The sequence below is a fragment of the Streptomyces sp. NPDC006193 genome, from assembly GCF_040613915.1.
Lineage (GTDB): Bacteria > Actinomycetota > Actinomycetes > Streptomycetales > Streptomycetaceae > Streptomyces.
Window position 1 is genome coordinate 114362 of record NZ_JBEXTB010000011.1, and the last position, 24554, is coordinate 138915.

The 24554-nt window shown below is 75.2% G+C and carries 20 protein-coding genes; 11 read left to right on the top strand and 9 right to left on the bottom strand.

Annotation, left to right across the window (positions count from 1 at the left end):
- Window positions 1-200: 200 nt before the first annotated feature.
- The 4 genes from ABZ261_RS13715 to ABZ261_RS13730 all read left to right on the top strand — a co-directional run bounded on the left by ABZ261_RS13715 (window position 201) and on the right by ABZ261_RS13730 (window position 4807).
- A complete protein-coding gene (locus tag ABZ261_RS13715) occupies window positions 201-695 on the top strand; it encodes an FBP domain-containing protein (protein WP_356858622.1) in 495 nt (164 codons plus the stop codon).
- A gap of 200 nt (window positions 696-895) precedes the next feature.
- The gene (locus ABZ261_RS13720) at window positions 896-2149 is read left to right on the top strand and encodes an aromatic acid exporter family protein (protein ID WP_356858624.1); all 1254 of its coding nucleotides are present in this window, start codon (window positions 896-898) and stop codon (window positions 2147-2149) included.
- Between the two features lie 45 nt (window positions 2150-2194).
- The gene (locus ABZ261_RS13725; protein WP_356858626.1) at window positions 2195-3280 is read left to right on the top strand and encodes a hypothetical protein; all 1086 of its coding nucleotides are present in this window, start codon (window positions 2195-2197) and stop codon (window positions 3278-3280) included.
- A 387-nt stretch (window positions 3281-3667) separates the two neighbouring features.
- On the top strand, window positions 3668-4807 hold the full coding sequence (locus tag ABZ261_RS13730; RefSeq protein WP_356858732.1) for a lactonase family protein: 1140 nt from the start codon (window positions 3668-3670) through the stop codon (window positions 4805-4807).
- Here ABZ261_RS13730 and ABZ261_RS13735 read toward each other — a convergent pair.
- Both ABZ261_RS13735 and ABZ261_RS13740 read right to left on the bottom strand, forming a co-directional pair.
- Window positions 4775-5500: a DUF2470 domain-containing protein gene (locus ABZ261_RS13735; RefSeq protein WP_356858628.1), complete on the bottom strand. Its 726-nt coding sequence runs from the start codon at window positions 5498-5500 to the stop codon at window positions 4775-4777. The two genes, ABZ261_RS13730 and ABZ261_RS13735, sit on opposite strands and share 33 nt — an antisense overlap.
- A 95-nt stretch (window positions 5501-5595) precedes the next feature.
- Complete coding sequence (locus ABZ261_RS13740; RefSeq protein WP_356858630.1) at window positions 5596-6204, bottom strand: TetR/AcrR family transcriptional regulator; 609 nt, start codon at window positions 6202-6204, stop codon at window positions 5596-5598.
- Between the two features lie 117 nt (window positions 6205-6321).
- Between ABZ261_RS13740 and ABZ261_RS13745 the strand changes: the two genes are divergently transcribed.
- Window positions 6322-7818, top strand: coding sequence for a cytochrome P450 (locus ABZ261_RS13745; RefSeq protein WP_356858632.1), 1497 nt, complete (start codon window positions 6322-6324; stop codon window positions 7816-7818).
- On the opposite strand, the gene ABZ261_RS13750 is transcribed toward ABZ261_RS13745, so the two are convergent.
- From ABZ261_RS13750 to ABZ261_RS13780, 7 genes are all read right to left on the bottom strand, one after another.
- Window positions 7780-8622 carry a pentapeptide repeat-containing protein gene (locus ABZ261_RS13750; RefSeq protein WP_356858634.1) on the bottom strand — a complete coding sequence of 281 codons (843 nt, stop codon included), beginning with the start codon at window positions 8620-8622 and terminating at the stop codon, window positions 7780-7782. The genes ABZ261_RS13745 and ABZ261_RS13750 overlap by 39 nt on opposite strands.
- 123 nt (window positions 8623-8745) lie before the next feature.
- On the bottom strand, window positions 8746-10050 hold the full coding sequence (locus ABZ261_RS13755) for an alpha/beta fold hydrolase (RefSeq protein ID WP_356858636.1): 1305 nt from the start codon (window positions 10048-10050) through the stop codon (window positions 8746-8748).
- 98 nt (window positions 10051-10148) lie between these two features.
- Window positions 10149-11174 (bottom strand): LacI family DNA-binding transcriptional regulator, encoded by a 1026-nt coding sequence (locus ABZ261_RS13760; RefSeq protein ID WP_356858638.1) that lies wholly within the window; start codon window positions 11172-11174, stop codon window positions 10149-10151.
- Between the two features lie 340 nt (window positions 11175-11514).
- Window positions 11515-12594, bottom strand: coding sequence for a rhamnose ABC transporter substrate-binding protein (rhaS, locus tag ABZ261_RS13765; protein WP_356858640.1), 1080 nt, complete (start codon window positions 12592-12594; stop codon window positions 11515-11517).
- Between the two features lie 141 nt (window positions 12595-12735).
- Window positions 12736-13716: an ABC transporter permease gene (locus ABZ261_RS13770; RefSeq protein ID WP_356858642.1), complete on the bottom strand. Its 981-nt coding sequence runs from the start codon at window positions 13714-13716 to the stop codon at window positions 12736-12738.
- Window positions 13709-14779: an ABC transporter permease gene (locus ABZ261_RS13775; RefSeq protein WP_356858644.1), complete on the bottom strand. Its 1071-nt coding sequence runs from the start codon at window positions 14777-14779 to the stop codon at window positions 13709-13711. The genes ABZ261_RS13770 and ABZ261_RS13775 overlap by 8 nt, the downstream gene beginning before the upstream one ends.
- Entirely contained in the window at window positions 14776-16293 is a 1518-nt protein-coding gene (locus ABZ261_RS13780) for a sugar ABC transporter ATP-binding protein (protein WP_356858646.1), read from the bottom strand. The genes ABZ261_RS13775 and ABZ261_RS13780 overlap by 4 nt, the downstream gene beginning before the upstream one ends.
- Window positions 16294-16564: 271 nt before the next feature.
- On the opposite strand from ABZ261_RS13780, the gene rhaI reads away from it, so the two are divergent.
- From rhaI to ABZ261_RS13810, 6 genes are all read left to right on the top strand, one after another.
- The gene (rhaI, locus tag ABZ261_RS13785; protein WP_356858648.1) at window positions 16565-17725 is read left to right on the top strand and encodes an L-rhamnose isomerase; all 1161 of its coding nucleotides are present in this window, start codon (window positions 16565-16567) and stop codon (window positions 17723-17725) included.
- Window positions 17726-17834: 109 nt separating this feature from the next.
- Entirely contained in the window at window positions 17835-19874 is a 2040-nt protein-coding gene (locus tag ABZ261_RS13790) for a bifunctional aldolase/short-chain dehydrogenase (RefSeq protein ID WP_356858650.1), read from the top strand.
- On the top strand, window positions 19871-21334 hold the full coding sequence (locus tag ABZ261_RS13795) for a rhamnulokinase family protein (RefSeq protein WP_356858652.1): 1464 nt from the start codon (window positions 19871-19873) through the stop codon (window positions 21332-21334). The genes ABZ261_RS13790 and ABZ261_RS13795 overlap by 4 nt, the downstream gene beginning before the upstream one ends.
- Before the next feature lie 73 nt (window positions 21335-21407).
- On the top strand, window positions 21408-22163 hold the full coding sequence (locus tag ABZ261_RS13800) for a (Fe-S)-binding protein (protein WP_356858654.1): 756 nt from the start codon (window positions 21408-21410) through the stop codon (window positions 22161-22163).
- Complete coding sequence (locus tag ABZ261_RS13805; RefSeq protein ID WP_356858656.1) at window positions 22160-23656, top strand: LutB/LldF family L-lactate oxidation iron-sulfur protein; 1497 nt, start codon at window positions 22160-22162, stop codon at window positions 23654-23656. Before ABZ261_RS13800 ends, ABZ261_RS13805 begins: the two co-directional genes overlap by 4 nt.
- A complete protein-coding gene (locus tag ABZ261_RS13810; RefSeq protein ID WP_356858658.1) occupies window positions 23653-24294 on the top strand; it encodes an LUD domain-containing protein in 642 nt (213 codons plus the stop codon). The genes ABZ261_RS13805 and ABZ261_RS13810 overlap by 4 nt, the downstream gene beginning before the upstream one ends.
- The last annotated feature ends 260 nt before the right edge of the window (window positions 24295-24554 follow it).

The window sequence follows — 24554 nt, forward strand, 5'->3', positions numbered from 1 at the left end:
GGAGCCGCTACCGCGGACCCGCACGCGCGGAGCCGGACCGGCGGACCCCGCGCGTCGGAGCCGGTCGGGGACGCGCCGCCCGCGCGAGCCCCGCCGGAAATCCGGTGGCCCGCTCAGCCCCCTGCTCCTTAGGGTGACGCGGTGACCATGAACCTAGACCCTCTAGGTTCCCTGCACCGCATCCGGAAGGACCCCCACTCATGCGACCGCTCACCGAGCAGGACATCCGCGGCTCGTTCGTCAACTGTTCGAAGGGCGAGGCGAAGCGGCTGGCGGTCCCGCGCGATCTCGGCGAACGCCCGTGGGACGACCTCGACTTCCTCGGCTGGCGCGATCCCGGGGCGCCCGACCGCAGCTATCTGGTGACCGAACGGGACGGCCGGCTCGTCGGCGTCGCCCTGCGCTTCCCCGCCTCGCAGCGCGGCTTCCTGCACCGCAGCATGTGCTCGGTGTGCCTGACCACGCATCCGGGCGGCGGGGTGTCCCTGATGACCGCGCGGAAGGCGGGGGCGGCCGGCCGGGAGGGCAACTCGGTCGGGCTGTACATGTGCACCGACCTGGCATGTTCGCTGTACGTACGCGGGAGGAAGGTGCCCGAGTCCGGCGCCCGGTTCGAGGAGAGCCTGACCCTGGAGGAGCAGATCGCCCGCACGACGGGCAATCTCTCCGCGTTCGTCGACAAGCTCTACGCATGACCTCGGCCCGCACCGCACTGGCCGGTTGTCACCCGCCCGATCGGGTGCACGCTCCCGACTGCACACCCGGGCGGAGGGACGGCACCCCCGCCCACCTGCCCCTGCGCGGACGGTCGTGAACAGCTGCGAACAGATGCGAACAGAAGTCGTTCGCAAGCGAGCACGTTCGACGCACCCTGGGAGCGGGAACAGGCCAAGGGATGCTCGACGTACGTAAATGGAACGAGGGACTGGCCCGCCTGGTGAAGCGCCACCGGGAGCCGGTGGTGGTGCAGACGCTGCGGTCGGCGGCGGCCGCGACCGTCGCCTATGTCGTCGCCCTGCGGCTGAGCCCCGAGCCGGCGCCGCTGACCGCGCCGCTGACCGCGCTGCTCGTCGTCCAGGTCACCTTCTACGCCACGCTCACCAACGGCATCCGCCGGGTGAACGCGGTGGTCGCCGGCGTGCTGGTCGCCATCGCCTTCAGCGTGCTGGTGGGGCTGACGTGGTGGAGCCTGGCGCTGCTGATCGTGGCCGCGCTGGCCGTGGGGCACCTGGTGCGCGTCGACGAGTACGTGGCCGAGGTGGCGATCAGCGCCATGCTGGTGCTCGGGGTCACCTCGGTCGGCTTCACCGCGTGGGCGCGGATCGTGGAGACCCTGATCGGCGCGGTCGTGGGCACGGCCTGCAACCTGCTGCTGCCGCCCCCGGTGTGGGTGGACGAGGCGGGCCGGTCCATCGAGGACATGGCCCGCCGGGTGCGGCAGCTGATGCTGCGCATGGGCGAGGAGGCCGCGGGCCGGATCCCCTGGCAGCAGGCGGCCGAGCGGCTGCACGAGGCCCGCCGGCTCGACCACGACATCGTGCAGGTCGACGCGGCGCTGCGGCAGGCCGAGGACAGCCTGCGGCTCAATCCGCGCGTCAAGGAAGGGCTGCTGCACCGGGTGGTGCTGCGCACCGGTCTGGACACCCTGGAGATCTGCACGGTGGTGCTGCGGGTGCTGGCCCGCTCGTTCACGGACCTGGCGAAGGCCCGCGGGTCCGAGGAGCTGTTCCCGCCGCGGGTGGGGGCGGTCGTGGAGCAGTTGCTGTCGGAGATCGCCGACGCCGTCGTCAGCTTCGCCGTGCTGGTGACCACGCATCTGAGCGAGAACGCCGAGTCGGCCGAGGCCCGGCTGGCCGCCGAGCTGAGCACGGCGGCGGGCACCCGCGACCGGCTGGCCGAGCTGCTCCGGGAGCAGGTCGGCAAGGACTGGGCGCACTGGCAGCTGCTGGGCGCCGTGCTGACCGAGACGACCCGGATCATCGACGAGCTGGACACCGAGCACCGCACCGGCCGGCTGCTGGAGGAACTGGACCGGGTGTCCCGGGAGCAGCGGGCGAAGCTGCCGCGGATGACGCAGCTGCGGGACCGCCTCGGCGTCCAGGAGAAGCTGTGGCGGAACCGCGCGGGGTTCGGCGAGCGTTCTCGCTGAGGAAGGTGCCGGAGCGGCCGGCACGGGAAGCGGGGCGGCGGTCGGATGAGCGGTACGGGAGTGCGGGTCGACGGGAACGCGCTGCGGCTGCCGGGCGGGGTGGCGGTGCGGTTCGTGCGCACGCTGCGGCTGCCGGAGACGGGCACGCATCCGCTGCCGCCCGGGCTGGGCGAGTTCCCCGTCCGGCGGGTCGCGGACTACGCCGACAGGGTGCCGGAGCGGTGGCGGGCGCGCGGCGGCGTGATGCTGCCGGTGTATCTGCGCGAGGCCATGTGGCTGAGTTTCGCCGGCACGACGGAGCCGGCCGCGCTGCAGGTCGGTGTGGGCAAGGTGTGCGCCGTGTCCGGTGAGCCGTGGAGCGACCGGCTGACCCGGCGTCCGCAGAACTACGTGGTGCTGCCCCGCCAGCCCTGGCTGGACGGCATCAACTCCGGGCGGGGCACGGTCCGCCAGTTCGTGGCCGTGCCGCTCGGGCTGGGCGCGACCGTGGAGGGGCAGGTCACCGGCGAGGAGGTGTGGGGCGGTGTCCAGCTCCGGTCGTACCCGCTCAGACAGGACGTCCTCGCGCGGTGGCGGCGCGCGGAGCGGGAGCGGCTGGAGCGGGAGCGGGCGGCCGGACCGGCCTACGGGTACGCGGGAGCGCCGCCGGCCGCGACGGGAGCCCCGGGGGCGGCCCCTCCGGCGGCGGCGCCCGCCTTCGGCGCGGCCCCTGCGCCCGCCGCCGCGGCCGCCGCTCCCCCGCCGCGCGCCGCGGCCATGGGTCTCGGCGCCGGCGGCTCGATGCGGCAGGAGGTCTACCGGGACGACCGGCCGCTCGGGGACTGGGCCGAGCAGCCGGCCGGGCGGGTCTTCGTGCACCTGGTGACGCCCCCGGAGTGGCGCCGGATCACCGGCGAGGCGCCCCCGCCGTCGCCGGTGGACCGGGCGGCGTACACCCGGGCCGGCCTGCCCTGGTACGACTACTACGACGCGGACGCCGAGGACCTCGCCCCCACGGACGCCCTCCGCGCGGTCAGGCCCGTCGGCGACTGGCTCGGCAACGACCTGGACCCGTGGCAGGCGCCGGCCGCGGGCCAGGTGGCCCCGCTGAAGGACGCGCCCGGCAAGCCGGTGGACGACGGGGAGTGGTGACCGCCGCCCGGCCGGCCCCGCCCCGCCGGGGTCGCGCGGGCGCGCCACCGGCGCGGACCCGGCTCTGCGCAGGCCGGTGCGCCGGCTGAGCGGTCCCGCGGTTCCTCCGGCGAACGCCCGCCGCCCCGGACGCCGGCGCCCCGCTGCCGTGGCGGTCGTCGGCGTGCCGCCGGCGGTCCACCGGATGCCGTTGCGCCGCGCGCAGCCGTTGTCGCCCGGCTTGCCCCGGACGGGACCCGCAGGCCAAGGTGGCTGGCACGACCGGGACAACCGACGACCTGAGGTGCGGGCATGGACACGGAGGCGGGGACGGCACGGCGGAGCTCTCCCCCGCCGGGGAGCGGCCGGCGGCACGGCGACCTGAGCAGGCGGCGGTTCGTCGGCGCCGTGGCCGGCACGGCCGCCGTGGTGGCGGTGCCGTCCCCGGCGGCCCCGCCGGCGGACGGCGAGCCGGCCGCGCGGGAGCGGGCGGCCGCCGCGCCGCCCCGCGGACCGTCCGGGCCGCGCCCGCTGTACGTGGGCACCTACACCTCCGCGGAGGGCGGCGGCGCCGGCATCGCGCTGGCCTCGTACGACCCGGAGTCGGGCCGGATCACCGGGGCGGGCACGCTGACCGGCGTCCCCGACCCGTCGTACCTCGCCGTGCACCCGGACGGCCGCACGCTGTACGCGGTGGACGAGCGGCAGGACGGCGGTGTGACGGCCGTGCGCCTCCGGGACCGGCGTGTCCTCGGCACCCGGAGCACCGGCGGGGCGGGCCCGTGCCATCTGTCGGTGCACCCCACCGGACGCTGGCTGCTCAGCGCGAACTACGGGTCGGGCAGTGTCGCCGTGCACCCGATCCACGGCTCGGGCGCCCTCGGCGAGCGCACCGGCCTGGTCACGCACTCGTCCCCGGAGCCCGGCCCCGGGCAGCAGGGCCCGCACGCCCACCAGGTCGTCACGAGCCCCGACGGCGGGCACGTCCTCGCCGTGGACCTCGGCACCGACACCGTCTACACCTACCGCCTGGACCGGGTGAGGGGCACGCTCCACCAGGTGGCCCAGGCGCACACCCGGCCCGGCGCGGGACCGCGCCATCTGGCCTTCCATCCGGGCGGCCGGTACGCCTACCTGGCCAACGAGGTGGACGACACCGTCGCCGTCTGCGCCTACGACCCGCGGTCGGGCCGGCTGAGCGTCGGCGAGCCGCAGCCGACGGGGGCCGGCGGCGGCACCAACTATCCGGCGCAGATCCTGGTGACGGCGAACGGCCGGTACGCGTTCCTCGCCAACCGGGGCCACAACAGCCTGGCCCGGTACGCCGTCGAGGACGACGGGGCCCGGCTGCGGCTGCTCGGCACGGTGCCGGTGGGCGGGGACTTCCCGCGGCACATCGCGTTCTCCCCGGACGGCCGGCTGCTGTTCGCGGCGAACCAGCGCTCCGGCACGGTGACCGTCTTCCACGTCGACGCGGGCAGCGGCGAACTGCGCCCGGCCGGCGAGCCGTTCGCCTCACCCGTCGCCGTCTGCGCGCTGCCGCTGTAGCGCGCGCGGGCAGGCGGCGGCGCCCGCCTGGGCCAGCAGGACGTGGAGGCGCCGGGTGAGCTGGGCGACGTCGTCGGCGGGCGCGTGGAAGGGCAGCCGTACGTCGCCGTATGCGCGGCTGCGTTCGATGCGCAGGGTCAGTCCGTGCCGGTCGACGGCGAGGGGCGCCACCCTGGTCGCGGCGTGCAGGCTCTCGGGCCGCACCAGGCGGGTGAGGCGCTCGACGGCGTCCGGGTGGGCGTCGGCGAGGTGGGTCAGCAGACGGGGCTCGGCCTCGGCGAGGGGGTCGGGCCGGGCGGCGGCGAACTCCTCCGGGTCCACGACCACGGGCCCGGCGGACCGGCGGAGCACCACGCGGGTGGGCCGGAACAGCAGCGCGCCCCCGCTGGGGGCGAGCGGGCCGGAGAGGTGGAGCCGGGCGCGGATGCGGCCCCGCACCGGGACGGGCGCCACGTCGGCGAACTCCAGCAGGGCGGGGGGTTCCTGGCGCGGGGCGCACAGGACGGCCGCGAACAGGGCGCTGTCGTCGGGCACCGCCAGGCGCACCGCGCCGTCGTCGGTCACGGTGTGCGCGCCCACGTACTCCTCCCGGGCCCCGTCCGCGGTCACCGCGCACGACCAGGCGGTGGCCAGCACCGAGCGTGCCTGTTCCGCCGCGCCGGGTGCGGCCGTCCAGTCCTGTGTGTCACCCATCCCGAACCTCCATTAGGTAAGCCTCACCTAACCTATAGGAGATCGGGGTGTGCGCCAACCCGCCCCCGCCGGGCCCTGCCGCCGGTGCGGCGCGCTCAGGCGAGGACGCCCAGCAGCGCGCGGGCGCACAGGTCGCGCACCTGCTCCCGGCGCAGCTCCCCCGCGCCGCCCAGCCATTCCAGGCAGACGGCGGTGGTGAAGGCGAGCCAGCCGCGCACGGCCACTCGCACGTGCGGCGCCTCCTCCACGACCGGTCCGAACTCGGGGTCGGCGGCGAGCGCGGCCAGGATCTGCCTCTCCTGCGCGGCCAGGGCGCGCCGGTAGACACGGCGCACGGCCCGGTCGCCGGCCGCGTCGGCGCGGTGGAAGGCGCGGAAGCCGTGGGCGTGGGTCTCCACATAGCCCAGGTAGGTGTCGAGACCGGCGGTGAGCTGCTCGCGGACCGGCACCCCGGGGACGGCGGCGGTCATGCGCAGCATCCGCTCGCTCTCCCGCTCCACGACCGCCGCGAAGAAGTCCCGCTTGGCCGGGAAGTAGTGGTACAGCAGCCCGCGGGAGACCCCGGCGATCTCCGCGACCCGCTCGATCCGCACCTCGTCGTAGGGGCTCTCCGAGAAAAGGGTCGCGCCGACCGACAGAAGCTGCTCACGGCGTTCCCCGGTGCTGAGCCGGCGCCGGGCGCGCTCCCCTTGGTCCGCGGGCATGGCGTCACCTTACTTGACGCCGGTCCGACGCCGGGACGACACTGGAACCGCTTATTGAACCCACGTACAACACGCGCCATCGCTTCGACCGTCCGCTGGACCAAGGGAGATCGCGTCATGGCGGGGACGACGGAGACCGGACTGCCGAGGGGCTTCAGGGGCGCGGAGCAGGGCTGGCCCGAGCTGCGCCGCATCCCGCGTCCGCCGCACCGGCTGCCGCTGCTCGGCGACGTCCTCGGCGCCGACCGGCACCGCCCGCTGCAGGACTCCCTGCGCCTGGGGCGCGAGCTGGGGCCGATCTTCCGGCGCCGGGCGTTCGGCCACGAGTTCGTGTTCGTGTGGGGGCCGCGGCTCGTCGCCGACCTGGCCGACGAGACCCGGTTCGCCAAGCACGTCGGGCTGGGTGTCGCCAACCTGCGGCCGGTGGCCGGCGACGGCCTGTTCACCGCCTACAACCACGAGCCCAACTGGCAGCTGGCGCACGACGTCCTGGCGCCCGGGTTCAGCCGGGAGGCCATGCAGGGCTACCACCGGACGATGCTGGCGGTCGCCGGCCGGCTCACCGACCGTTGGGACAGCATGCTGGCGGCCGGGAGCACGGTGGACGTGCCCGGTGACATGACCCGGCTGACCCTGGAGACGATCGCGCGGACCGGCTTCGGGCACGACTTCGGTTCCTTCGAGCGGGACCGGCCGCACCCCTTCGTCACCGCGATGGTCGGCACGCTCACCTACGCGCAACGGCTGAACAGCGTGCCCGGGCCGCTGGCCCCGCTGCTGCTGCGGGCCGCCGCCCGGCGCAACGCGGCCGACACCGCCGCCCTCGACCGCACCGTCGACGAACTGGTCGCCGCCCGGCGCCGGTCCGGCGGCGGCGAGGGCGACCTGCTGGACCGCATGCTGGCGACGGAGCACCCGGTGACCGGTGAGAAGCTGTCCCTGCAGAACGTCCGCAAGCAGGTGATCACCTTCCTGGTGGCGGGCCACGAGACCACCTCGGGCGCGCTCTCCTTCGCCCTGTACCACCTGGCCCGGCACCCGGAGATCGCGGCCCGGGCCCGCGCCGAGGTGGACCGCGTCTGGGGCGGCGCCCCGCAACCCCGCTACGACCAGGTCGCCAGGCTGCGCCACGTCCGCCGGGTGCTCGACGAGTCGCTGCGGCTGTGGCCGACCGCGCCCGCCTTCGCCCGGGAGGCCCGGCAGGACACGGTCCTCGCCGGTGAGCACCCCATGCGCCGGGGCGCGTGGGCGCTGGTGCTGACGCCGATGCTGCACCGCGCGCCGGAGGTGTGGGGTGAGGACGCCGACCGGTTCGACCCCGACCGCTTCGCCACGGCGTCCGTACGCTCCCGGCCGCCGCACACCTACAAGCCGTTCGGCACCGGAGCGCGGGCCTGCATCGGCCGTCAGTTCGCCCTGCACGAGGCGACCCTGGTCCTCGGCCTGCTGCTGCGCCGCTACGAGCTGCACCTCGACCCCGGCTACCGGCTGACCGTCGCCGAGCGCCTGACGCTGATGCCCGAGGGACTGCGGCTGCGGCTGGAACGGCGCAGTCCGGCGGCCGCGGACGGCGGATCAGGCGCGGGCCGTCCAGTGCGCCGGGCGGGCGACTGACTCCGGCAGGCGGGTGCCGGCGCTGCCGCGGGCCGCGTCGACCTGCGGCTGGGTGAGGAAGAAGGCCCCGGTGAGGTCCGCGTCGGTCAGGTCGGCGCCCCGCAGGTCGGCCCCGATCAGGTCGGCGCCCCGCAGGTCGGCGCCGGTGAGGTCGGCGGCGATGAGCCAGGCCCCGCGCAGGGTCGCCCCGCGCAGGTCGGCGCCCCTGAGGCGGGCGCCGACGAGGTCCGCGCCCCGGCGGTCCCTGCGCCCGCCCCCGCTCCGGCCCCCGGCGCCCGCCCGGACCAGCTCGCTGGTGCGCAGCAGGAGGACGTCCACCTCCCGGCGGTGGGCGGCCACGTCCAGCGCGGCCAGCTCCTGCGGCGTTCGCCGGGTCAGCCGCTCGGTCCGCTCCCGCATCCGTCTCAGGTCGGGGTGCACGGGCCGGGCGGCGGGCAGGCCGAGCGCCTCCGTCAGGTACCACAGCAGCTCGTGCAGCTGCCGGACGACCGGGAACACGTCGAACATCCGCCGGGCGTGCTCCCCGGAACCGGTGCGCCAGTCCTGCCCGCCGAAGGTGACCTGCGAGACCTTCTGGCCGGCGCCGAAGCAGTCGTAGACCGTGCAGCCGGCATAGCCCCTGGCCCGCAGGTCGGTGTGGATGCCGCAGCGGTGGTCGCCGCCGAGGTTCGGGCACGGCTTGCCCGCCGGCTTGTTCCGCGCGAAGTCGGAGGAGGCGGCGAAGGGCAGGGCGACGCAGCACAGTGCGAAACAGCGGGCGCAGTCCCCGCGCAGCTCCGCAAGGCCGGCTGTCCGGTCTGGCATGGGGGACAGCCTAACCGGCCCGGTCCCCGCCGGAGATCCGGCCCGGGCCCCGCCCCGAGCAGGCGCGACCGGCGCCGGGCGGCGCGAGACGCCGGAGAGGGGCCCGTGCGTCCGCCGTCGAAGTCACCCCGCCTCGTCGCGGGCCAGGGCGAGCAGCCGGTCCAGGACACGCGGCGCGCCCGCGCGCAGGCCGTCGTGCTCGTACTCGTTGGTGACCCAGGCGCGCAGGCCGCGGATCGCGCCGGCCGTCTCCAGGGAGTGAGCGGTGTCGACGTACATGTCGTCGTGGTAGACGGCCGCGGCCACCGGGACCTCGTTGGCCGCGAGGCGGGCGGGATCGTACAGCGGAGGCCAGTCGGCGCGGGCGGCGAGCAGGGCGGCGGTCTCGCGCAGGGGGCGCAGCGCCGGGTCGGTGTCGAACATCCAGGGGTGGATCGTCTCGCCGGTGAAGAGGACGGGAGCGTCGCCGGCGAGCGCCTTGGCCGCGTCGAACTGCGGGAACTCGGCGCGGACGCGTTCGGCGGCCCAGGCGGTGGGGCGGGCGTCCTGGCCGTAGACCGCCTCGTGGAGGAGGGCGTAGAGGGGATGTCCGGCGAACGACAGCAGGGCCTGGGCCTGCTCCTGGAAGGCGTCGGACAGTTCGAGGCCGGCCGGGGTGCGCACGAAGGCGTCCTCGAGCAGGTGGTGCAGGCGGTGGCTGCCGTCGCTCGCGCCGAGCATCAGGCCGAGGGACTGGAAGGCCTCGACGGTGAAGCGGTAGCCGTTCGGGAGGACCACGTCGCGGGTGAGGAGGTGGTCGGCGATCCGGCGGGCCCGGTCCACGTCCTGCGGGTAGCGGGCGTAGTGCGCGGTGACCTTGCGTTCGACGCGCGGGTAGGCGGCCCGGTAGACGTCGTCGGCGTGGGCGTGCAGGGAGGGCAGGCCGCCGGTGACGATCGCGGTGTCGAGACCCTCCGGGGCGAGGGAGAGGTACGACACCGTGCAGAAGCCGCCGAAGCTCTGGCCGAGCACGGTCCACGGGGCGCCGCCGGTGACCTGTCGCCGGACGGCCTCGCAGTCGCGGACGATGGAGTCGGCGCGGAAGCGGGTGAGGTAGTCGGCCTGCGCGGCGGGGCCGCCGCGCAGGGGGAGCGTCTGCCGGGTGGCGGGGGTGGAGCGGCCGGTGCCGCGCTGGTCGAGCAGCAGGACGCGGTACTCCCGCAGGGCCCGGTCGAGCCAGGCCTGACGTCCGACGAAACGATTCGCCCCGAAGCCGGGGCCGCCCTGCAGATACACCAGCCAGGGCAGTTCCCGCCCGGCCTGCTCGCTCGCCACCGCCTCGCGGGCGTACAGCTCGATGGTCTCGCCGTCCGGATCGGCGTGGTCGAGGGGGACGGTGAAGCGGCGGTCGGTGAGGACGACGCCGGGCTGGCGGTAGCTGAGGCTCAAGGGGTCTCCCGGGACGGACGGGCTGGACGCGTCCCAGTGCAGCACAACAGCGGGCGCGAACCGAGCCCCGGGGACCAAGGTGCGCCACCGGACGACGGTCAGCGCGCGGCCAGGCTGGAGTGGCGCACCACCAGCTCCGGCCGGAGCACCACCCGGCGGTGCTCGTGCGATCGCTGCCCCGCCGCCTGCTCGGTCTCCTCCAGCAGCAGTCCGGCGGCGAGGGCGCCCATGGTGACGGCGGGCTGGCGCACGGAGGTGAGGGGGACGGCGGCCGCGGCGGCGAACTCGATGTCGTCGTAGCCCACGATCGCGAGGTCGTCCGGGACGGTGACGCCCGCCGCGTACATCGCCTGCAGGACACCGAGGGCCAGCAGGTCGTTGGCGCAGAACACCGCGGTGGGCCGGTCGGCGAGGCCGAGCAGGCGGGCGCCCGCGTCGCGTCCGGCGGCCACGTCGAGGCGGTCGGTGGGCAGCTCGCGCAGGGCGTCCTCGCCCAGCCCGGCCTCGGCGAGGGCGTTCAGCGCGCCGGTGCGGCGGTCGCGGACCTGGTTGAGCCCGGGCGGCCCGCTGACGTAGGCGATCGAGCGGTGCCCCGCGTCCACCAGATGCCGCACCGCGAGCGCGCCGCCCGCGACGTCGTCCACGGAGACGGAGCACGCGCCGGCCCCCTCGGCGACCCGGTCGACCAGCACGAAGGGGATGCCGTGCCGGCGGAAGGCGGCGATGTTGCGGCCGCTGGCGTCGGCCGGGGTGAGCAGCACCCCGCGCACCCGCTGCTCGGCGAAGAGCGACAGGTACTCCGCCTCCTCGGCCGCGTTCTGGGCGCTGTTGCAGACCATCACACCGAGCCCGGCCTCGCGCGCGGCCCGCTCGGCGCCGCGCGCCACGTCCACGAAGAAGGGGTTGCCCATGTCCAGGACGAGCAGGCCCATGATCCGGCTGCGGCCCGCCCGCAACTGCCGGGCGGACTCGCTGCGGACGTAGCCGAGCCGGTCGATCACGGACAGCACCCGGGCCCGGGTCTCGCTGGCGACGGTGTCCGGGCGGTTGATGACGTTGGACACCGTGCCCACCGACACTCCGGCGGCGCGGGCGACGTCCTTGATACCCACCGACTGGGCCATCGGGCAGGGACCTCCAGGGAACGAGGGCGGCGGGACGACCTTCACATTACCGTCACGCCGGGAGGGCGAAGCGGGCCCCGGGCCGGCCGACGAACGGGCCGTCCACGCGCGGGCGACGGCGGCAGGCGCAGGCCACAGCGCACGCGCGGGCCGCAGCGGCTCGTGCGGGCGCAGCCGCTCGTGCGGACCGCAGCGAGCAGCCGTGCCCGCCGCCCCCGGGGCGTCGGCGGCCGCGTCGGACGGCGGGCCGCCCGCGGCACGCGTCGGTGCGGCCCCCGGCACCCCCGGCGGGAAGGCGCGCGCCGCGTCCGGCGTCCGGCGTCCCGCCTCCGGCCTCCGGTCAGAAGTGGAACCGGTCGATGTTCTTCGCGTCGAACACGGTCGGCCTGCCGAGGTCGATCACGCCGTTCTCGCCGAGGGTGTACGTCCTGCCGCCGGCCTCGAAGGTCTCGCCCTGTCTGCCGGTGATCCGGCCGGAGGCCAGCGCGACGGCGGTGCGGGCGGCCAGGTCGCCGAGCCTGGCCGGGTCCCACAGCTCGAAGGCGTCGACGGTGCCGTTCTTGACGTACCGGCGCAGGTCGTTCGGGGTGCCGAGACCGGTCAGCTCGACCCTGCCCTTGTACTTCGACCCGGACAGGTACTGGGCGGCGGCCTTGATGCCGACCGTGGTCGGGGAGATGATCCCCTTCAGGTCGGGGTGCTCCTGGAGCAGGCCCTGGGTCTGCTGGAAGGACTGCTGGGCGTCGTCGTTGCCGTAGGCGATCTTGACGAGCTCGATGTCGCGGTACCTGGGGTCCTTCAGCTCGTCCTTCATGTAGCCGATCCAGGTGTTCTGGTTGGTCGCGGTCTGGGCGGCCGACAGGATCGCGATCTTCCCCTTGTAGCCGATCTGCCGGGCCAGCAGTTGCACCTCGGTGCGGCCCAGGTCCTCGGCACGGGCCTGCGAGACGAACGCGTTCCGGCAGCCGGGGCCGGTGTCGGAGTCGTAGGTGACGACCTTGATGCCGCCGCGCATCGCCTGCTTCAGCGCGGTGCACAGGGCGCCGGGGTCCTGCGCGGACACGGCGATGGCGTCGACCTGCTGCTGGGTGAGCGTGTTGACGTAACTGACCTGGGCGGAGGTGTCGGTGGCGCTGTTCGGGCCCACCTCCTTGTACCGGGAGCCCAGTTCGGCGAGCGCCTTCTCGCCGCCCTTGTCGGCGGCGGTGAAGTAGGGGTTGTTGACCTGCTTGGGCAGGAAGCCGACCGTCAGTCCCCTCTTGGTGGGGGCGTCCGGATCGGCCGTGCCGGCGGACGCGGCGGAGGCGTCGTCGGCCTTGACGTCGTTCTTGGTGGTGCCGCCGCAGGAGGTGAGGGCGACGGCGAGGGCGGTGCCGGCGGCGAGGGCGGTGCCGGCGCGGCGCAGGGACGGTGTGAGCATGGCGAAGGCCTCTTGTCGTCAGGAGGGGGGTGCGCCCCTTGCGGGACGCGGGGGTACGGCGCGGCCGGCCCGGGCGGGCGCACCTGCCGGGGGTCTCGTCCGGATCAGGCCGGCGGCACCGGGCCGGTCCGGACCGGCCCCCTAGGTCGGCCGCCGCCGGGCCGCCCGCCGCGCGGCGGCGATCTGCCGGGCGACCCGGGGCCCGAGCACGGAGACGACGAGCAGCACACCGGTGACGACGATCTGCGACTGCGCGGAGACGTTCAGCAGGCTCATCGCGTTCTGCAGCGCGCCCAGCAGGAAGACACCGGCGAGGGCGCCGCCGATCGTGCCCCGGCCTCCGTCGAAGTCGATGCCGCCCAGCAGCACGGCCGCGACGACGGACAGTTCCAGTCCGGTGGCGTTGTCGTAGCGGGCGCTGGCGTAGTGCAGGGCCCAGAAGACACCGGTGAGCGCGGACATGAACCCGGTGGCCGCGAAGAGCATGAGCCTGGTCCGTCTCACCCGGATGCCCGCGAACCACGCCGCCTCCTCCCCCGCCCCGACCGCGAACAGCGACCGCCCGAACGGCGTGGCGTGCAGCACGACCGCGGCGATCGCGAGCAGCGCCAGGAAGGGCGGGAAGGCGCGGGGGAGGAAGGAGTCCCCGATGCGGCCGGCCGCGAAGTCCAGGTACGGCGCCGGGAAGTCGGTCACCGCGTCGGAGCCGAGCACGATCTGGGCGATGCCCCGGTACGCGGCGAGCGTGCCGATGGTGACGGCGAGCGACGGCAGCCCGAGCCGGGTCACCAGCACACCGTTCACCAGCCCGCACACCACGCCGAGCAGCAGGCAGAGCGGGATGATCGTCTCGATGGCCATGCCCGCGTTCCAGAGCCTGCCCAGCACCGCGCCGGACAGCCCGGCCGTGGACGCGACGGACAGGTCGATCTCGCCGGCGACGACCAGGAGGGTCATCGGCAGGGCGATCAGGGCGATGGGCAGCGTGTTGCCGATCAGGAACGACAGGTTCAGCGCGTTGCCGAAGCCGTCGACGAAGCCGAACGACAGCAGCAGCAGGACGATCAGCAGCGCGCCGACGACCGTGTCCCAGCGGATCGCGCGGGTGAGCGACTCAGGCACCGGTCTTCTCCTTCGCCACGGCGGTCCTCCTCGGGGCCCGTTTCCTCCGCAGGGCGGCGGCCACGCGCAGCGCCACGACCCGGTCGACGGCGATGGCGAGCAGCAGCAGCACGCCGTTGATCGCGAGCACCCACACGGAGCTGACGCCGAGGGCGGGGAGCACGCTGTTGACCGAGGTGAGCAGCAGGGCGCCGAGGGCGGCGCCGTAGACGCTGCCGGAGCCGCCGGTGAAGGCGACGCCGCCCACCACGACCGCGCTGACGACGGTGAGTTCGTAGCCGGTGCCGGTGCCGGAGTCGACGTTGCCGAACCGGGCCAGGTAGAGCGCGCCGGCGAGTCCGGCGAGCGCCCCGCACACCGTGTAGGCGGCGAGCACGCGCCTGCGCACGGGGATGCCGGCGAGCCGGGCCGCCTCCGGGTTGGAGCCGAGGGCGTACAGCTCCCGTCCGCTGCCGTAGTTCCTGAGGTAGTACGCCGTCGCCACCAGGACCACGAGTGCGACGACCGCCTGCCACGGGAGCGCCAGGACGCCGCCGGAGCCGAAGTCCAGGAAGCCGTCCGGGAGGTCCGCGGCGGTGATCTGGCGGGAGCCGACCCAGATCGAGTCGACGCCCCGGACGACGTACAGGGTGCCGAGGGTGACGACGAGGGCGGGTACCTGGCCGATGCCGACGAGCAGGCCGTTGAGCAGTCCGGCCCCGACGCCCAGCGAGACCGCCAGCGCGACCGCGACGACCGCGTTCCCGCCGCCGTCGAGCCAGGCGCCGGCGGCGAAGGCGCTGATGCCGAGGGTGGAGCCGACGGACAGGTCGACGTTGCGGGTGAGGACGACCAGCGTCTGCCCGGTGGCGACCAGGACCAGGACGGTGGCGTTGAGGAGCAGGTCCTTGACGCCCTGCTCGGACAGGAACGCGCTGTTGCCCGCCCGGGCGACGGCGATCATCACCAGGAGGACGGCGAGGACGGCGAGTTCGCGCGTCCTGAGGACGCGGTCCAGGAGCCGGGCCCCGCCCGGCCCGGACGCCCCGGCGACGGGGGGATCGTCCGTGGTGGTCACCGTCATGCCGCGGCCCTCCCGGTGGCCGCGGCCATCACGGCCTCCTCGGTGGCCTCCGCGCGGGGGATCTCCGCGGTGATCCGGCCCTCGTGCATCACCAGCACCCGGTCGGCCATGCCGAGGATCTCCGGCAGGTCGGAGGAGATCATCAGCACGGCGACCCCGTCGGCGGCCAGCTCGCCGAGGAGCCGGTGCACCTCGGCCTTGGTGCCGACGTCGATGCCGCGTGTCGGCTCGTCCACGATCAGCACCTGCGGGCCGGTGGCGAGCCACTTGGCGAGGACGACCTTCTGCTGGTTGCCGCCGGACAGGGTGGAGACGGCGTCCGCGAGGCGGGTGTACTTCACCTGGAGCTTCAGCGCCCAGTCCCGGGCGCGGCCGCGTTCGGCGCCGCGGTCCACCAGTCCGGCCCGGACGGTGGTGCGCAGTCCGGTCAGGCCGATGTTCCGTTCCACGGACAGGCTCGTCACCAGCCCCTGGGCGCGCCGGTCCTCCGGCACGAGGGCCAGCCCGGCGGCCATCGCGGCGGACGGCGCCCCGCCGGTGAGCCGGCGCCCGGCGACCTCCACCTCGCCCGCGTCCCAGCGGTCGACGCCGAAGACGGCCCGGGCGACCTCGGTGCGGCCGGCGCCGACCAGCCCGGCGAGGCCGACGATCTCGCCGCGCCGCACCTCGAAGGACACGTCCGTGAAGACGCCCTCGCGGGTCAGGCGGCGCACCCTCAGCGCCACCTCGCCCGGCGTCGCCTCCCGCTCGGGGTAGAGCTCGGCCAGGTCGCGGCCGACCATCCGGCGCACCAGGTCGTCCTCGGTCATCCCGGCGAGCGGCTCGCCGGCGACCAGGGCGCCGTCCCGCAGCGTGGTCACCCGGCGGCAGATCTCGAAGATCTCCTCCAGCCGGTGCGAGACGAACAGGACGGCGGCGCCGTGGTCGCGCAGGGTGCGGACGACGCCGAAGAGCCGGGCGACCTCGCTGCCGGTGAGGGCCGCGGTCGGCTCGTCCATGATCAGGACCCGGGCGTCGGTGGAGAGCGCCTTGGCGATCTCCACCATCTGCTGGTCGGCGATCGACAGGCCGCGGGCGGGGCGGTCGGGGTCGATTCGGACGCCCAGCCGTCGCATCAGGGCGGTCGTGGCGGCACGGGTGGCCGGGTGGTCGATCCGGCCGTAGGTCCGCTTCGGCCGGCGGCCCATGAAGATGTTCTCGGCGATCGACAGGTCCGGGAAGAGTGTGGGTTCCTGGTGGATGACCGCGATGCCGGCGTCGCGGGCGTCGCCGGGGCCGTGGAGGACGACGGGTTTGCCGTCGAGCAGCACCTGGCCGGAGTCCGGCCGGTGCACTCCGGCGAGGATCTTGATCAGCGTCGACTTGCCCGCGCCGTTCTCCCCGGCGAGGGCGTGCACCTCGCCGGGCAGCAGTTCCAGCGAGACGTCCCTGAGCGCGCGGACGGCGCCGAAGGACTTGGAGACGCCCTTCAGTGCCAGCACCGGTGCCGGTCCCTTGTCAGGCGGGTGGGTCATGGGGGCTCCTCGACGGCACCGGCACCAGGGCCGCGAGACCGCCACGGTGTCGTGAAAGGTTTCAACGGATTGCCGGGACCGTAGGCAGCGCAGCCATCCCGCGTCAATGGGTCGGACGCAAACCCGGCGTCCTGACGCCCAGCTCGCCTCGGGCTTGCAACCCCGGCCGGAATGCTTGACACACCTGGGGGCGGACCCTAGCTTGCCTTTCTGAATCGTTTCACCATTCTCCGCATTCCGTCGTCCCGGCCGACACCACAGGAGCCCCGAAGTGACCGACCTCGCCGCGGTGAAGGCCGCGCTCAGGACCCAGGCCGTCGAGACGCCGTCGTGGGCGTACGGGAACTCGGGGACCCGCTTCAAGGTGTTCGCGCAGGCCGGGGTGGCGCGCTCGCCGTGGGAGAAGCTCCAGGACGCCGCGCAGGTGCACGCCTTCACCGGGGTCGCGCCGACGGTCGCGCTGCACATCCCCTGGGACACCGTGGAGGACTACCGGGCGCTGGCCGAGTACGCCGGGGACCGGGGACTGCGGCTGGGCACGATCAACTCGAACACCTTCCAGGACGACGACTACCGGCTGGGCAGCGTCTGCCACCCCGACCCGGCGGTGCGGCGCAAGGCCGTCGGTCACCTGCTGCGGTGCGTCGACATCATGGAGGCCACCGGCTCGCGGGACCTGAAGCTGTGGTTCGCCGACGGCACGAACTACCCCGGGCAGGACGACGTGCGGGCGCGGCAGGACCGGCTGGCCGAGGCGCTCGCCGAGGTCTGCGCACGGCTCGGGGACGGCCGGCGGATGCTGCTGGAGTACAAGCTCTTCGAGCCCGCGTTCTACACGACGGACGTGCCCGACTGGGGGACCGCGTACGCGCACTGCCTGAAGCTGGGGCCGAAGGCGCGGGTGGTGGTGGACACCGGGCACCACGCTCCGGGAACCAACATCGAGTTCATCGTCGCGGTGCTGCAGCGGGAGGGCAGGCTCGGCGGCTTCGACTTCAACTCCCGGTTCTACGCGGACGACGACCTGATGGCGGGCGCGGCCGACCCCTTCCAGCTGTTCCGGATCATGTACGAGGTGGTGCGGGGCGGCGGACTGGCCGCCGACGTCGCCTTCATGCTCGACCAGTGCCACAACATCGAGCCGAAGATACCGGCGGTCATCCGCTCGGTGATGAACGTGCAGGAGGCCACGGCGAAGGCGCTGCTCGTCGACCGGGAGGCGCTCGCCTCCGCGCAGCGCGAGGGCGACGTGCTCGGCGCCAACGCCGTGCTCATGGACGCCTACCACACCGACGTGCGGCCGCTGCTGGCCGAGGTCCGCGAGGAGGCGGGCCTCGACCCCGACCCGGTCGCCGCCTACGCCCGCTCCGGGTGGGCCAAGAAGATCGCCGCCGAGCGGGTCGGCGGCCGGCAGGCGGGGTGGGGGGCGTAGGGGACCCCGTCCGGATCGGCCGCCCTCCGACCCGGTCCGGACGCCCCCCCGCCCCGCCGCCCCCCTGCACGCGCCCCGCGCGCCCTCGTCCGGAAGGGAACCGCAACCGATGACCGTCCACCCCGAAGTCGCCGCCCTGCTCGGCCGCTCCCGCCGTCTCGGCTCCGACCCCCGCAACACCAACTACGCCGGCGGGAACGCCTCCGCCAAGGGCGCCGCCGCCGATCCCGTCACCGGCGGCGAGGTGGAGCTGATGTGGGTCAAGGGGTCCGGGGGCGACCTCGGCACGCTCACCGAGCAGGGACTGGCCGTACTGCGGCTGGACCGGCTGCGGGCGCTCGCCGGCGTCTACCCGGGCCCCGAGCGCGAGGACGAGATGGTCGCCGCCTTCGACTACTGCCTGCACGGCAGGGGCGGGGCGGCTCCCTCCATCGACACCGCCCTGCACGGGCTGGTGGACGCCCCGCACGTGGACCACCTGCATCCGGACTCCGGTGTCGCGCTGGCCTGCGCCGCCGACGGGGAGAGGCTGACCGCCGAGTGTTTCGGCGACAGCGTCGCGTGGGTGCCGTGGCGGCGGCCCGGGTTCCAGCTCGGCCTGGACATCGCCGCGGTCAGGGCGGCCCACCCGCGGGCCGTCGGCTGCGTCCTCGGCGGACACGGGATCACCGCCTGGGGCGACTCGTCCGAGGAGTGCGAGCGCAACTCGCTGTACATCATCCGGACCGCCGAGGCGTTCCTCGCCGAGAAGGGCGATCCGGAGCCCTTCGGCCCGGTCGTCGCGGGGTACGAGGCGCTGCCCGGGGACGAACGGCGGGCGCGGGCCGCCGCGCTCGCCCCGTACCTGCGGGCGCTCGCCTCGCGGGACGAGCCGCAGGTCGGGCACTTCGACGACGGCGAGGCGGTGCTCGACTTCCTGGCGCGCGCCGCGCATCCCCGGCTGGCCGCGCTCGGCACCTCCTGCCCGGACCACTTCCTGCGGACCAAGGTGCGGCCGCTCCTGCTCGACCTGCCGCCGAGCGCGCCCCTGGAGGACGCCCTGGCCCGGCTGCGGGAACTGCACGCGGCCTACCGCGAGGAGTACGCCGCCTACTACCGGCGGCACGCCCTGCCCGACTCCCCCGCCATGCGGGGCGCCGACCCGGCGATCGTGCTCGTGCCCGGCGTGGGCATGTTCTCCTTCGGCCGGGACAAGCAGACGGCGCGGGTGGCGGGCGAGTTCTACGTCAACGCCGTGAACGCCATGCGGGGCGCCGAGGCCGTCTCCACGTACGCGCCGATCGGCGAGGCCGAGAAGTTCCGCATCGAGTACTGGGCGCTGGAGGAGGCCAAGCTGCGGCGGCGGCCGGAGCCGGGGGCGCTCGCCGCGCGCGTCGCGTTCGTCACCGGCGCGGGCAGCGGGATCGGGAAGGCGATCGCGCACCGGCTGGCGGCGGAAGGGGCCTGTGTCGTCGTCGCCGACCGGGACGGCGGGAGCGCGGCGCGGGTCGCCGCGGAGCTGGGCGGTGCCGACCGGGCCGTGGCGGTCACCGTGGACGTGACCGACGAGGAGCAGATCGCCGAGGCGTTCCGGGCGGCGGTGCTGGCCTTCGGCGGGGTCGACCTGGTCGTGAACAACGCGGGGCTCTCCCTGTCCAGGCCGCTGCTCAAGACCTCGGCCCGGGACTGGGACCTGCAGCACGCCGTCATGGCCCGCGGCTCCTTCCTGGTCTCGCGGGAGGCCGCCCGGCTGATGATCGCGCAGGAGCGGGGCGGCGACCTCGTGTACATCGCCTCGAAGAACGCCGTCCTCGCCGGGCCGGACAACATCGCCTACTCCGCCGCCAAGGCCGACCAGGCGCACCAGGTGCGTCTGCTGGCCGCCGAGCTCGGCGAGCACGGGATCCGGGTCAACGGGGTCAATCCGGACGGGGTGGTCCGCGGGTCGGGCATCTTCGCGGGCGGCTGGGGGGCGCAGCGGGCCGCGGTGTACGGCGTGCCGGAGGAACGGCTCGGGGAGTTCTACGCGCAGCGCACCCTCCTCAAGCGGGAGGTGCTGCCCGAGCACGTGGCGGACGCGGTGTTCGCGCTCACCGGCGGGGACCTCGCCCGCACCACCGGGCTGCTCGTCCCGGTGGACGCGGGTGTGGCGGCCGCGTTCCTGCGATGAGCTCGGGCCCGCGGTCGTACGCGGCCGTCGACCTGGGCGCGTCCAGCGGGCGGGTGATGATCGGGCGGGTCGGCCCGGACACGCTGGAACTGGCCGAGGCGCACCGGTTCCCGAACCGGCCGGTGCGCGTCCCCGAGGGCCTGCGCTGGGACGTCCTGGCGCTGTACGGCGGTGTCCTGGACGGGTTGCGGGCGGCCGGCGCCCGCTGCGACGGCCGGCTCGCCTCCGTCGGCATCGACGGCTGGGCCGTCGACTACGGCCTGCTGGACGCCGACGGGGCCCTCCTCGGCAACCCGGTGCACTATCGCGACGCCCGCACCGAGGGGGTCGCGGAGCAGGTGTGGGCGACCGTTCCGGCGGCCGAGCTGTACGCGGCGACGGGCCTGCAGCACGCCCCGTTCAACACCCTCCACCAGCTCGTGGCCGCCCGTTCGGCCGTCCAGTCCGCCCACGCGGCTCGGGTGCTGCTCGTCCCGGACCTGCTGGCGTTCTGGCTGACCGGCGAGCAGGGCACCGAGCTCACCAACGCCTCCACCACCCAGCTCGTCGACCCGCGCACGCGCACCTGGGCGTACGCGGTCGCCGACCGGCTGGGCATCGACCTGGGCCTGTTCGCGCCGCTGCGGCAGCCGGGCGATCCGGCGGGCGCCCTGCGCCCGGAGGTGCTGGAGGAGACCGGCCTGACGGGTCCGGTGCCGGTGACGGCGGTCGGCTCGCACGACACCGCGTCGGCGGTGGCCGCGGTCCCGGCGACCGGGGAGCGCTTCGCCTACGTCTGCACCGGCACCTGGTCCCTGGCCGGCCTGGAGCTGCACGCTCCGGTGCTCACCGAGGAGAGCCGGGCCGCGAACTTCACCAACGAGCTGGGCCTCGACGGCACCGTCCGCTACCTGCGCAACATCATGGGGCTGTGGCTGCTCCAGGAGTGCGTACGGGCCTGGGGCGAGCCGGATCTGCGGGTGCTGCTGCGGGAGGCGGCCGGCGTGCCGGCCCTGCGCGCGGTGGTGGACGCCCAGGACCCGGCCTTCCTGGCGCCGGGGCGGATGCCGGAGCGGATCGCCGAGGCGTGCCGGGCGTCGGGGCAGCCGGCGCCCCGGACGCCGGCGCAGGTCACCCGGTGCGTCCTCGACTCGCTGGCCCTGGCCCACCGGCGGGCCGTGCGGGACGCGCAGCGGCTGACCGGCCGGACGGTGGACGTGGTGCACCTGGTGGGCGGCGGCGTCCGCAACGCGCTGCTGTGCCAGCTGACGGCCGACGCCTGCGGGCTGCCGGTGGTGGCCGGCCCGGCCGAGGCGGCGGCCTTCGGCAACGTCCTGGTCCAGGCCCGCGCGCACGGCCTCGCCGGTGACCTCGCCGCCGGGCGCCGGCTGCTCGCCCGCACCCAGCCGCTGACCCGGTACACGCCCCGCGGCGACACCGGGCGGTGGCGCCGGGCCGAGGCGCGGCTGGCCGCGCGGTGAGCCGCGCCCGCGCCCGCCGCGGGAGCCGCCCACTACCCTGCACTCGTCAGACGACCGACACCGAGGAGCCGCGATGCGTGTCGCCCTGTTCCTGACCTGCGTCAACGACACGCTGTATCCGGGCACCGGCCGGGCCGTGGTGAAGCTGCTGACCCGGCTGGGCGTCGAGGTCGACTTCCCGGCGGCCCAGACCTGCTGCGGGCAGGCGCACTACAACACCGGCTACCGGCACGACGCCGAACCGCTGGCCCGGCGTTTCGCCGGCGTCTTCGCGCGGTACGAGGCGGTCGTGACCCCCTCCGCTTCCTGCGCGCTGATGGTGCGGGAGCTGTACCCGCGGCTGGGCGAGCGGGCCCGGGCCGAGGGGCGCGGGGACGCGCTGGCCCGGACGCTGGCGCCGGTGGCGCCCAGGACGTACGAGCTCACGGAGTTCCTGGTGGACGTGCTGGGGGTGACGGACGTCGGTGCCCACTACCCGCACCGGGTCGCCTACCACCCGACCTGTCACGGACTGCGCGGCCTCGGTCTCGGCGACCGGCCGTACCGCCTGCTGCGGGCCGTCCGGGGACTGGACCTGGTGGACCTGCCGGGCGCCGAGGAGTGCTGCGGGTTCGGCGGCACGTTCGCGCTGAAGAACGCCGACGTGTCGGCGGCGATGGGCGCGGACAAGGCGCGCAGCGCGGAGTCGACGGGCGCACAGGTGCTGTGCGCGGCCGACAACTCCTGTCTGATGCACATCGGCGGCACGATGAGCCGGCTGCGGACGGCGGTGCGGCCGGTGCACATCGCGGAGATCCTGGCGAGCACGGAGGAGGAACCGGCGGCATGAGCGGAACGTTCATCGGCATGCCGGACTTCCCCCGGGCCGCGCGCGACGCCGTCCACGACCCCGTCCTGCGCGGCAACCTGCGGCACGCCACGCACACCATCCGCGCCAAACGGGCCGGCGCGGTGGGCGAGTTGTCCGACTGGGCGGCGCTGCGCGAGGCGGGCCGCCGGATCAAGGACCACACCCTGCACCATCTCGACCGCTACCTCGTGCAGTTGGAGGAGTCCGTCACCGCGGCGGGCGGCACGGTCCACTGGGCCGCCGACGCCGGCGAGGCCAACCGGATCGTGACCCGGCTGGTCCGGCAGACCGGCGAGTCGGAGGTCGTGAAGGTCAAGTCGATGGCCACGCAGGAGATCGGGCTCAACGAGGCCCTCGAGGCCGCGGGCATCCGCGCCTACGAGACCGATCTCGCCGAGCTGATCGTGCAGTTGGGCGGGGACCGCCCCTCGCACATCCTGGTGCCCGCCATCCACCGCAACCGCGGCGAGATCCGGGACGTCTTCCGCAGCGAGATGGGCGCGTGGGGCCGCCCGGCCCCCGAGGGCCTGACGGACGCGCCCGCCGAGCTCGCCGAGGCGGCCCGGCTGCACCTGCGGGAAAAGTTCCTGCGCGCGAAGGTCGGCGTCTCCGGCGCCAACTTCATGGTCGCCGAGACCGGCACGATGGTCGTCGTGGAGTCCGAGGGCAACGGCCGGATGTGCCTCACCCTGCCCGAGACGCTGATCTCGGTCGTGGGCATCGAGAAGGTGGTGCCGACCTGGCGGGACCTGGAGGTCTTCCTGCAGACCCTGCCCCGCTCCTCCACCGCCGAGCGGATGAACCCGTACACGAGCATGTGGACCGGCACGACGGACGCCGGCACGGCCGACGGGCCGCGCGCCTTCCACCTGGTGCTGCTGGACAACGGCCGCACCGACGCCCTCGCCGACCGGGTCGGCCGCCAGGTCCTGCGCTGCATCCGCTGCTCGGCCTGCCTGAACGTGTGCCCGGTGTACGAGCGGGCGGGCGGGCACGCGTACGGCTCGGTCTACCCGGGGCCCATCGGCGCGGTCCTCAGCCCACAGCTGCGGGGCACCGCCGGCAGCGTCGACGCCTCCCTGCCGTACGCGTCGACGCTGTGCGGGGCCTGCTACGAGGTGTGCCCGGTGGCCATCGACATCCCGGAGGTGCTGGTGCACCTCAGGGAGCGGGTGGCGGAGGGCGGTCCGGCGGTGCGGAGGGGCGAGAAGGTGGTGCTCCGGCCGGCCGGGGGACACGCGGCCGAGCGGGCGGCGATGCGGGCGGCCCGCTGGGCGTTCACGCACCCCGGCGCCCTGCGCGCGGCCCAGCGGCTCGCCTCCCGGACCCGCCGGCTGCACCCCCGCACGCTGCCGGGCCCGGGCCGCGCCTGGAGCGGCGCCCGGGACCTGCCGGCCGTCCCGGCGGAACCCTTCCGGGACTGGTGGCGGCGCACCCGCGGCGACAGCTCCGGGAAGGGGGCCGCCGAGTGAGCGGCAGGGAGCGGATCCTGGGCCGGGTGCGGCGGGCGCTCGCGGACGTGACACCGGACGAACGGCCCTACGAGGAGGCCGTACGCCGGGAGTACCTGCGCGAGCACGGGCGGCGGACCGTCGAGGAGACGGTGGAGCTGCTGGCCGAGAACCTGGCGGACTACCGGGCGGTCGTGCACCGCGCCGCCCCGCGGGAGCTGCCCGCACTCGTCCTGCGGCTGCTGCGGGCGCGCGGCGCGCGGGAGGTGCTGGTCCCCCCGGGGCTGCCGCCGCAGTGGCTGCCGTCCGGCGGCCCGGTGAAGGTTCCCGAGCGGGCGGAGGACACCGCGCAGCGGCTGGACCGGGTGGACAGCGTGGTGACGGCGTGCGCGCTGGCGATCGCCGAGACCGGCACGATCGTCCTCGACGGCTCACCGGACCAGGGCCGCCGCCGCATCTCGCTCGTCCCCGACCACCACATCTGCGTGGTCCGCGTCCCGGACCAGGTGGTGGCCTCCGTCCCGCAGGCCCTCGGGCGCCTGGACCCCGCCCGCCCGTCGACGTGGATCTCCGGTCCGTCGGCGACCAGTGACATCGAGCTGGAGCGGGTGGAGGGAGTGCACGGCCCCCGGACCCTGGAGGTGGTGCTGCTCGGCTGACCGGACACCGCCGCCACCACGGCCGTGTCCCGGCGCCGGAGCGGGCGCGCCCGCGCGCCGCGACGGCGGGGTCCGCCGGACGGCCGGCGAGCGACCGCTCCCGCACCCCTGCCGTCCGCAGCCGGGTGCCCCCCGGCGCGGCGGGCCCTCACCGGCTGAGCCGGCCGCCGCCCGGCCCACCGCCGACGCCCCGGCCGGACAGCCCCGCTCTCGCCGTGCCGGGCCACCCGCCCGGCGAACCGCCACCGCCCTCGAACGCG

What these genes read in the sequence shown, in the direction of transcription:
- ABZ261_RS13800 (WP_356858654.1), top strand. Translation starts at nt 21,408, where the DNA reads ATGCGTGTCGCCCTGTTCCTGACCTGCGTCAACGACACGCTGTATCCG.
- rhaS (WP_356858640.1), bottom strand. Translation starts at nt 12,594, where the DNA reads ATGCTCACACCGTCCCTGCGCCGCGCCGGCACCGCCCTCGCCGCCGGC.
- ABZ261_RS13750 (WP_356858634.1), bottom strand. Translation starts at nt 8,622, where the DNA reads ATGCCAGACCGGACAGCCGGCCTTGCGGAGCTGCGCGGGGACTGCGCC.
- ABZ261_RS13790 (WP_356858650.1), top strand. Translation starts at nt 17,835, where the DNA reads ATGACCGTCCACCCCGAAGTCGCCGCCCTGCTCGGCCGCTCCCGCCGT.
- ABZ261_RS13805 (WP_356858656.1), top strand. Translation starts at nt 22,160, where the DNA reads ATGAGCGGAACGTTCATCGGCATGCCGGACTTCCCCCGGGCCGCGCGC.
- ABZ261_RS13775 (WP_356858644.1), bottom strand. Translation starts at nt 14,779, where the DNA reads ATGACGGTGACCACCACGGACGATCCCCCCGTCGCCGGGGCGTCCGGG.
- ABZ261_RS13725 (WP_356858626.1), top strand. Translation starts at nt 2,195, where the DNA reads ATGAGCGGTACGGGAGTGCGGGTCGACGGGAACGCGCTGCGGCTGCCG.
- ABZ261_RS13780 (WP_356858646.1), bottom strand. Translation starts at nt 16,293, where the DNA reads ATGACCCACCCGCCTGACAAGGGACCGGCACCGGTGCTGGCACTGAAG.
- ABZ261_RS13715 (WP_356858622.1), top strand. Translation starts at nt 201, where the DNA reads ATGCGACCGCTCACCGAGCAGGACATCCGCGGCTCGTTCGTCAACTGT.
- ABZ261_RS13740 (WP_356858630.1), bottom strand. Translation starts at nt 6,204, where the DNA reads ATGCCCGCGGACCAAGGGGAGCGCGCCCGGCGCCGGCTCAGCACCGGG.
- ABZ261_RS13760 (WP_356858638.1), bottom strand. Translation starts at nt 11,174, where the DNA reads ATGGCCCAGTCGGTGGGTATCAAGGACGTCGCCCGCGCCGCCGGAGTG.
- ABZ261_RS13795 (WP_356858652.1), top strand. Translation starts at nt 19,871, where the DNA reads ATGAGCTCGGGCCCGCGGTCGTACGCGGCCGTCGACCTGGGCGCGTCC.
- ABZ261_RS13735 (WP_356858628.1), bottom strand. Translation starts at nt 5,500, where the DNA reads ATGGGTGACACACAGGACTGGACGGCCGCACCCGGCGCGGCGGAACAG.
- ABZ261_RS13745 (WP_356858632.1), top strand. Translation starts at nt 6,322, where the DNA reads ATGGCGGGGACGACGGAGACCGGACTGCCGAGGGGCTTCAGGGGCGCG.
- ABZ261_RS13720 (WP_356858624.1), top strand. Translation starts at nt 896, where the DNA reads ATGCTCGACGTACGTAAATGGAACGAGGGACTGGCCCGCCTGGTGAAG.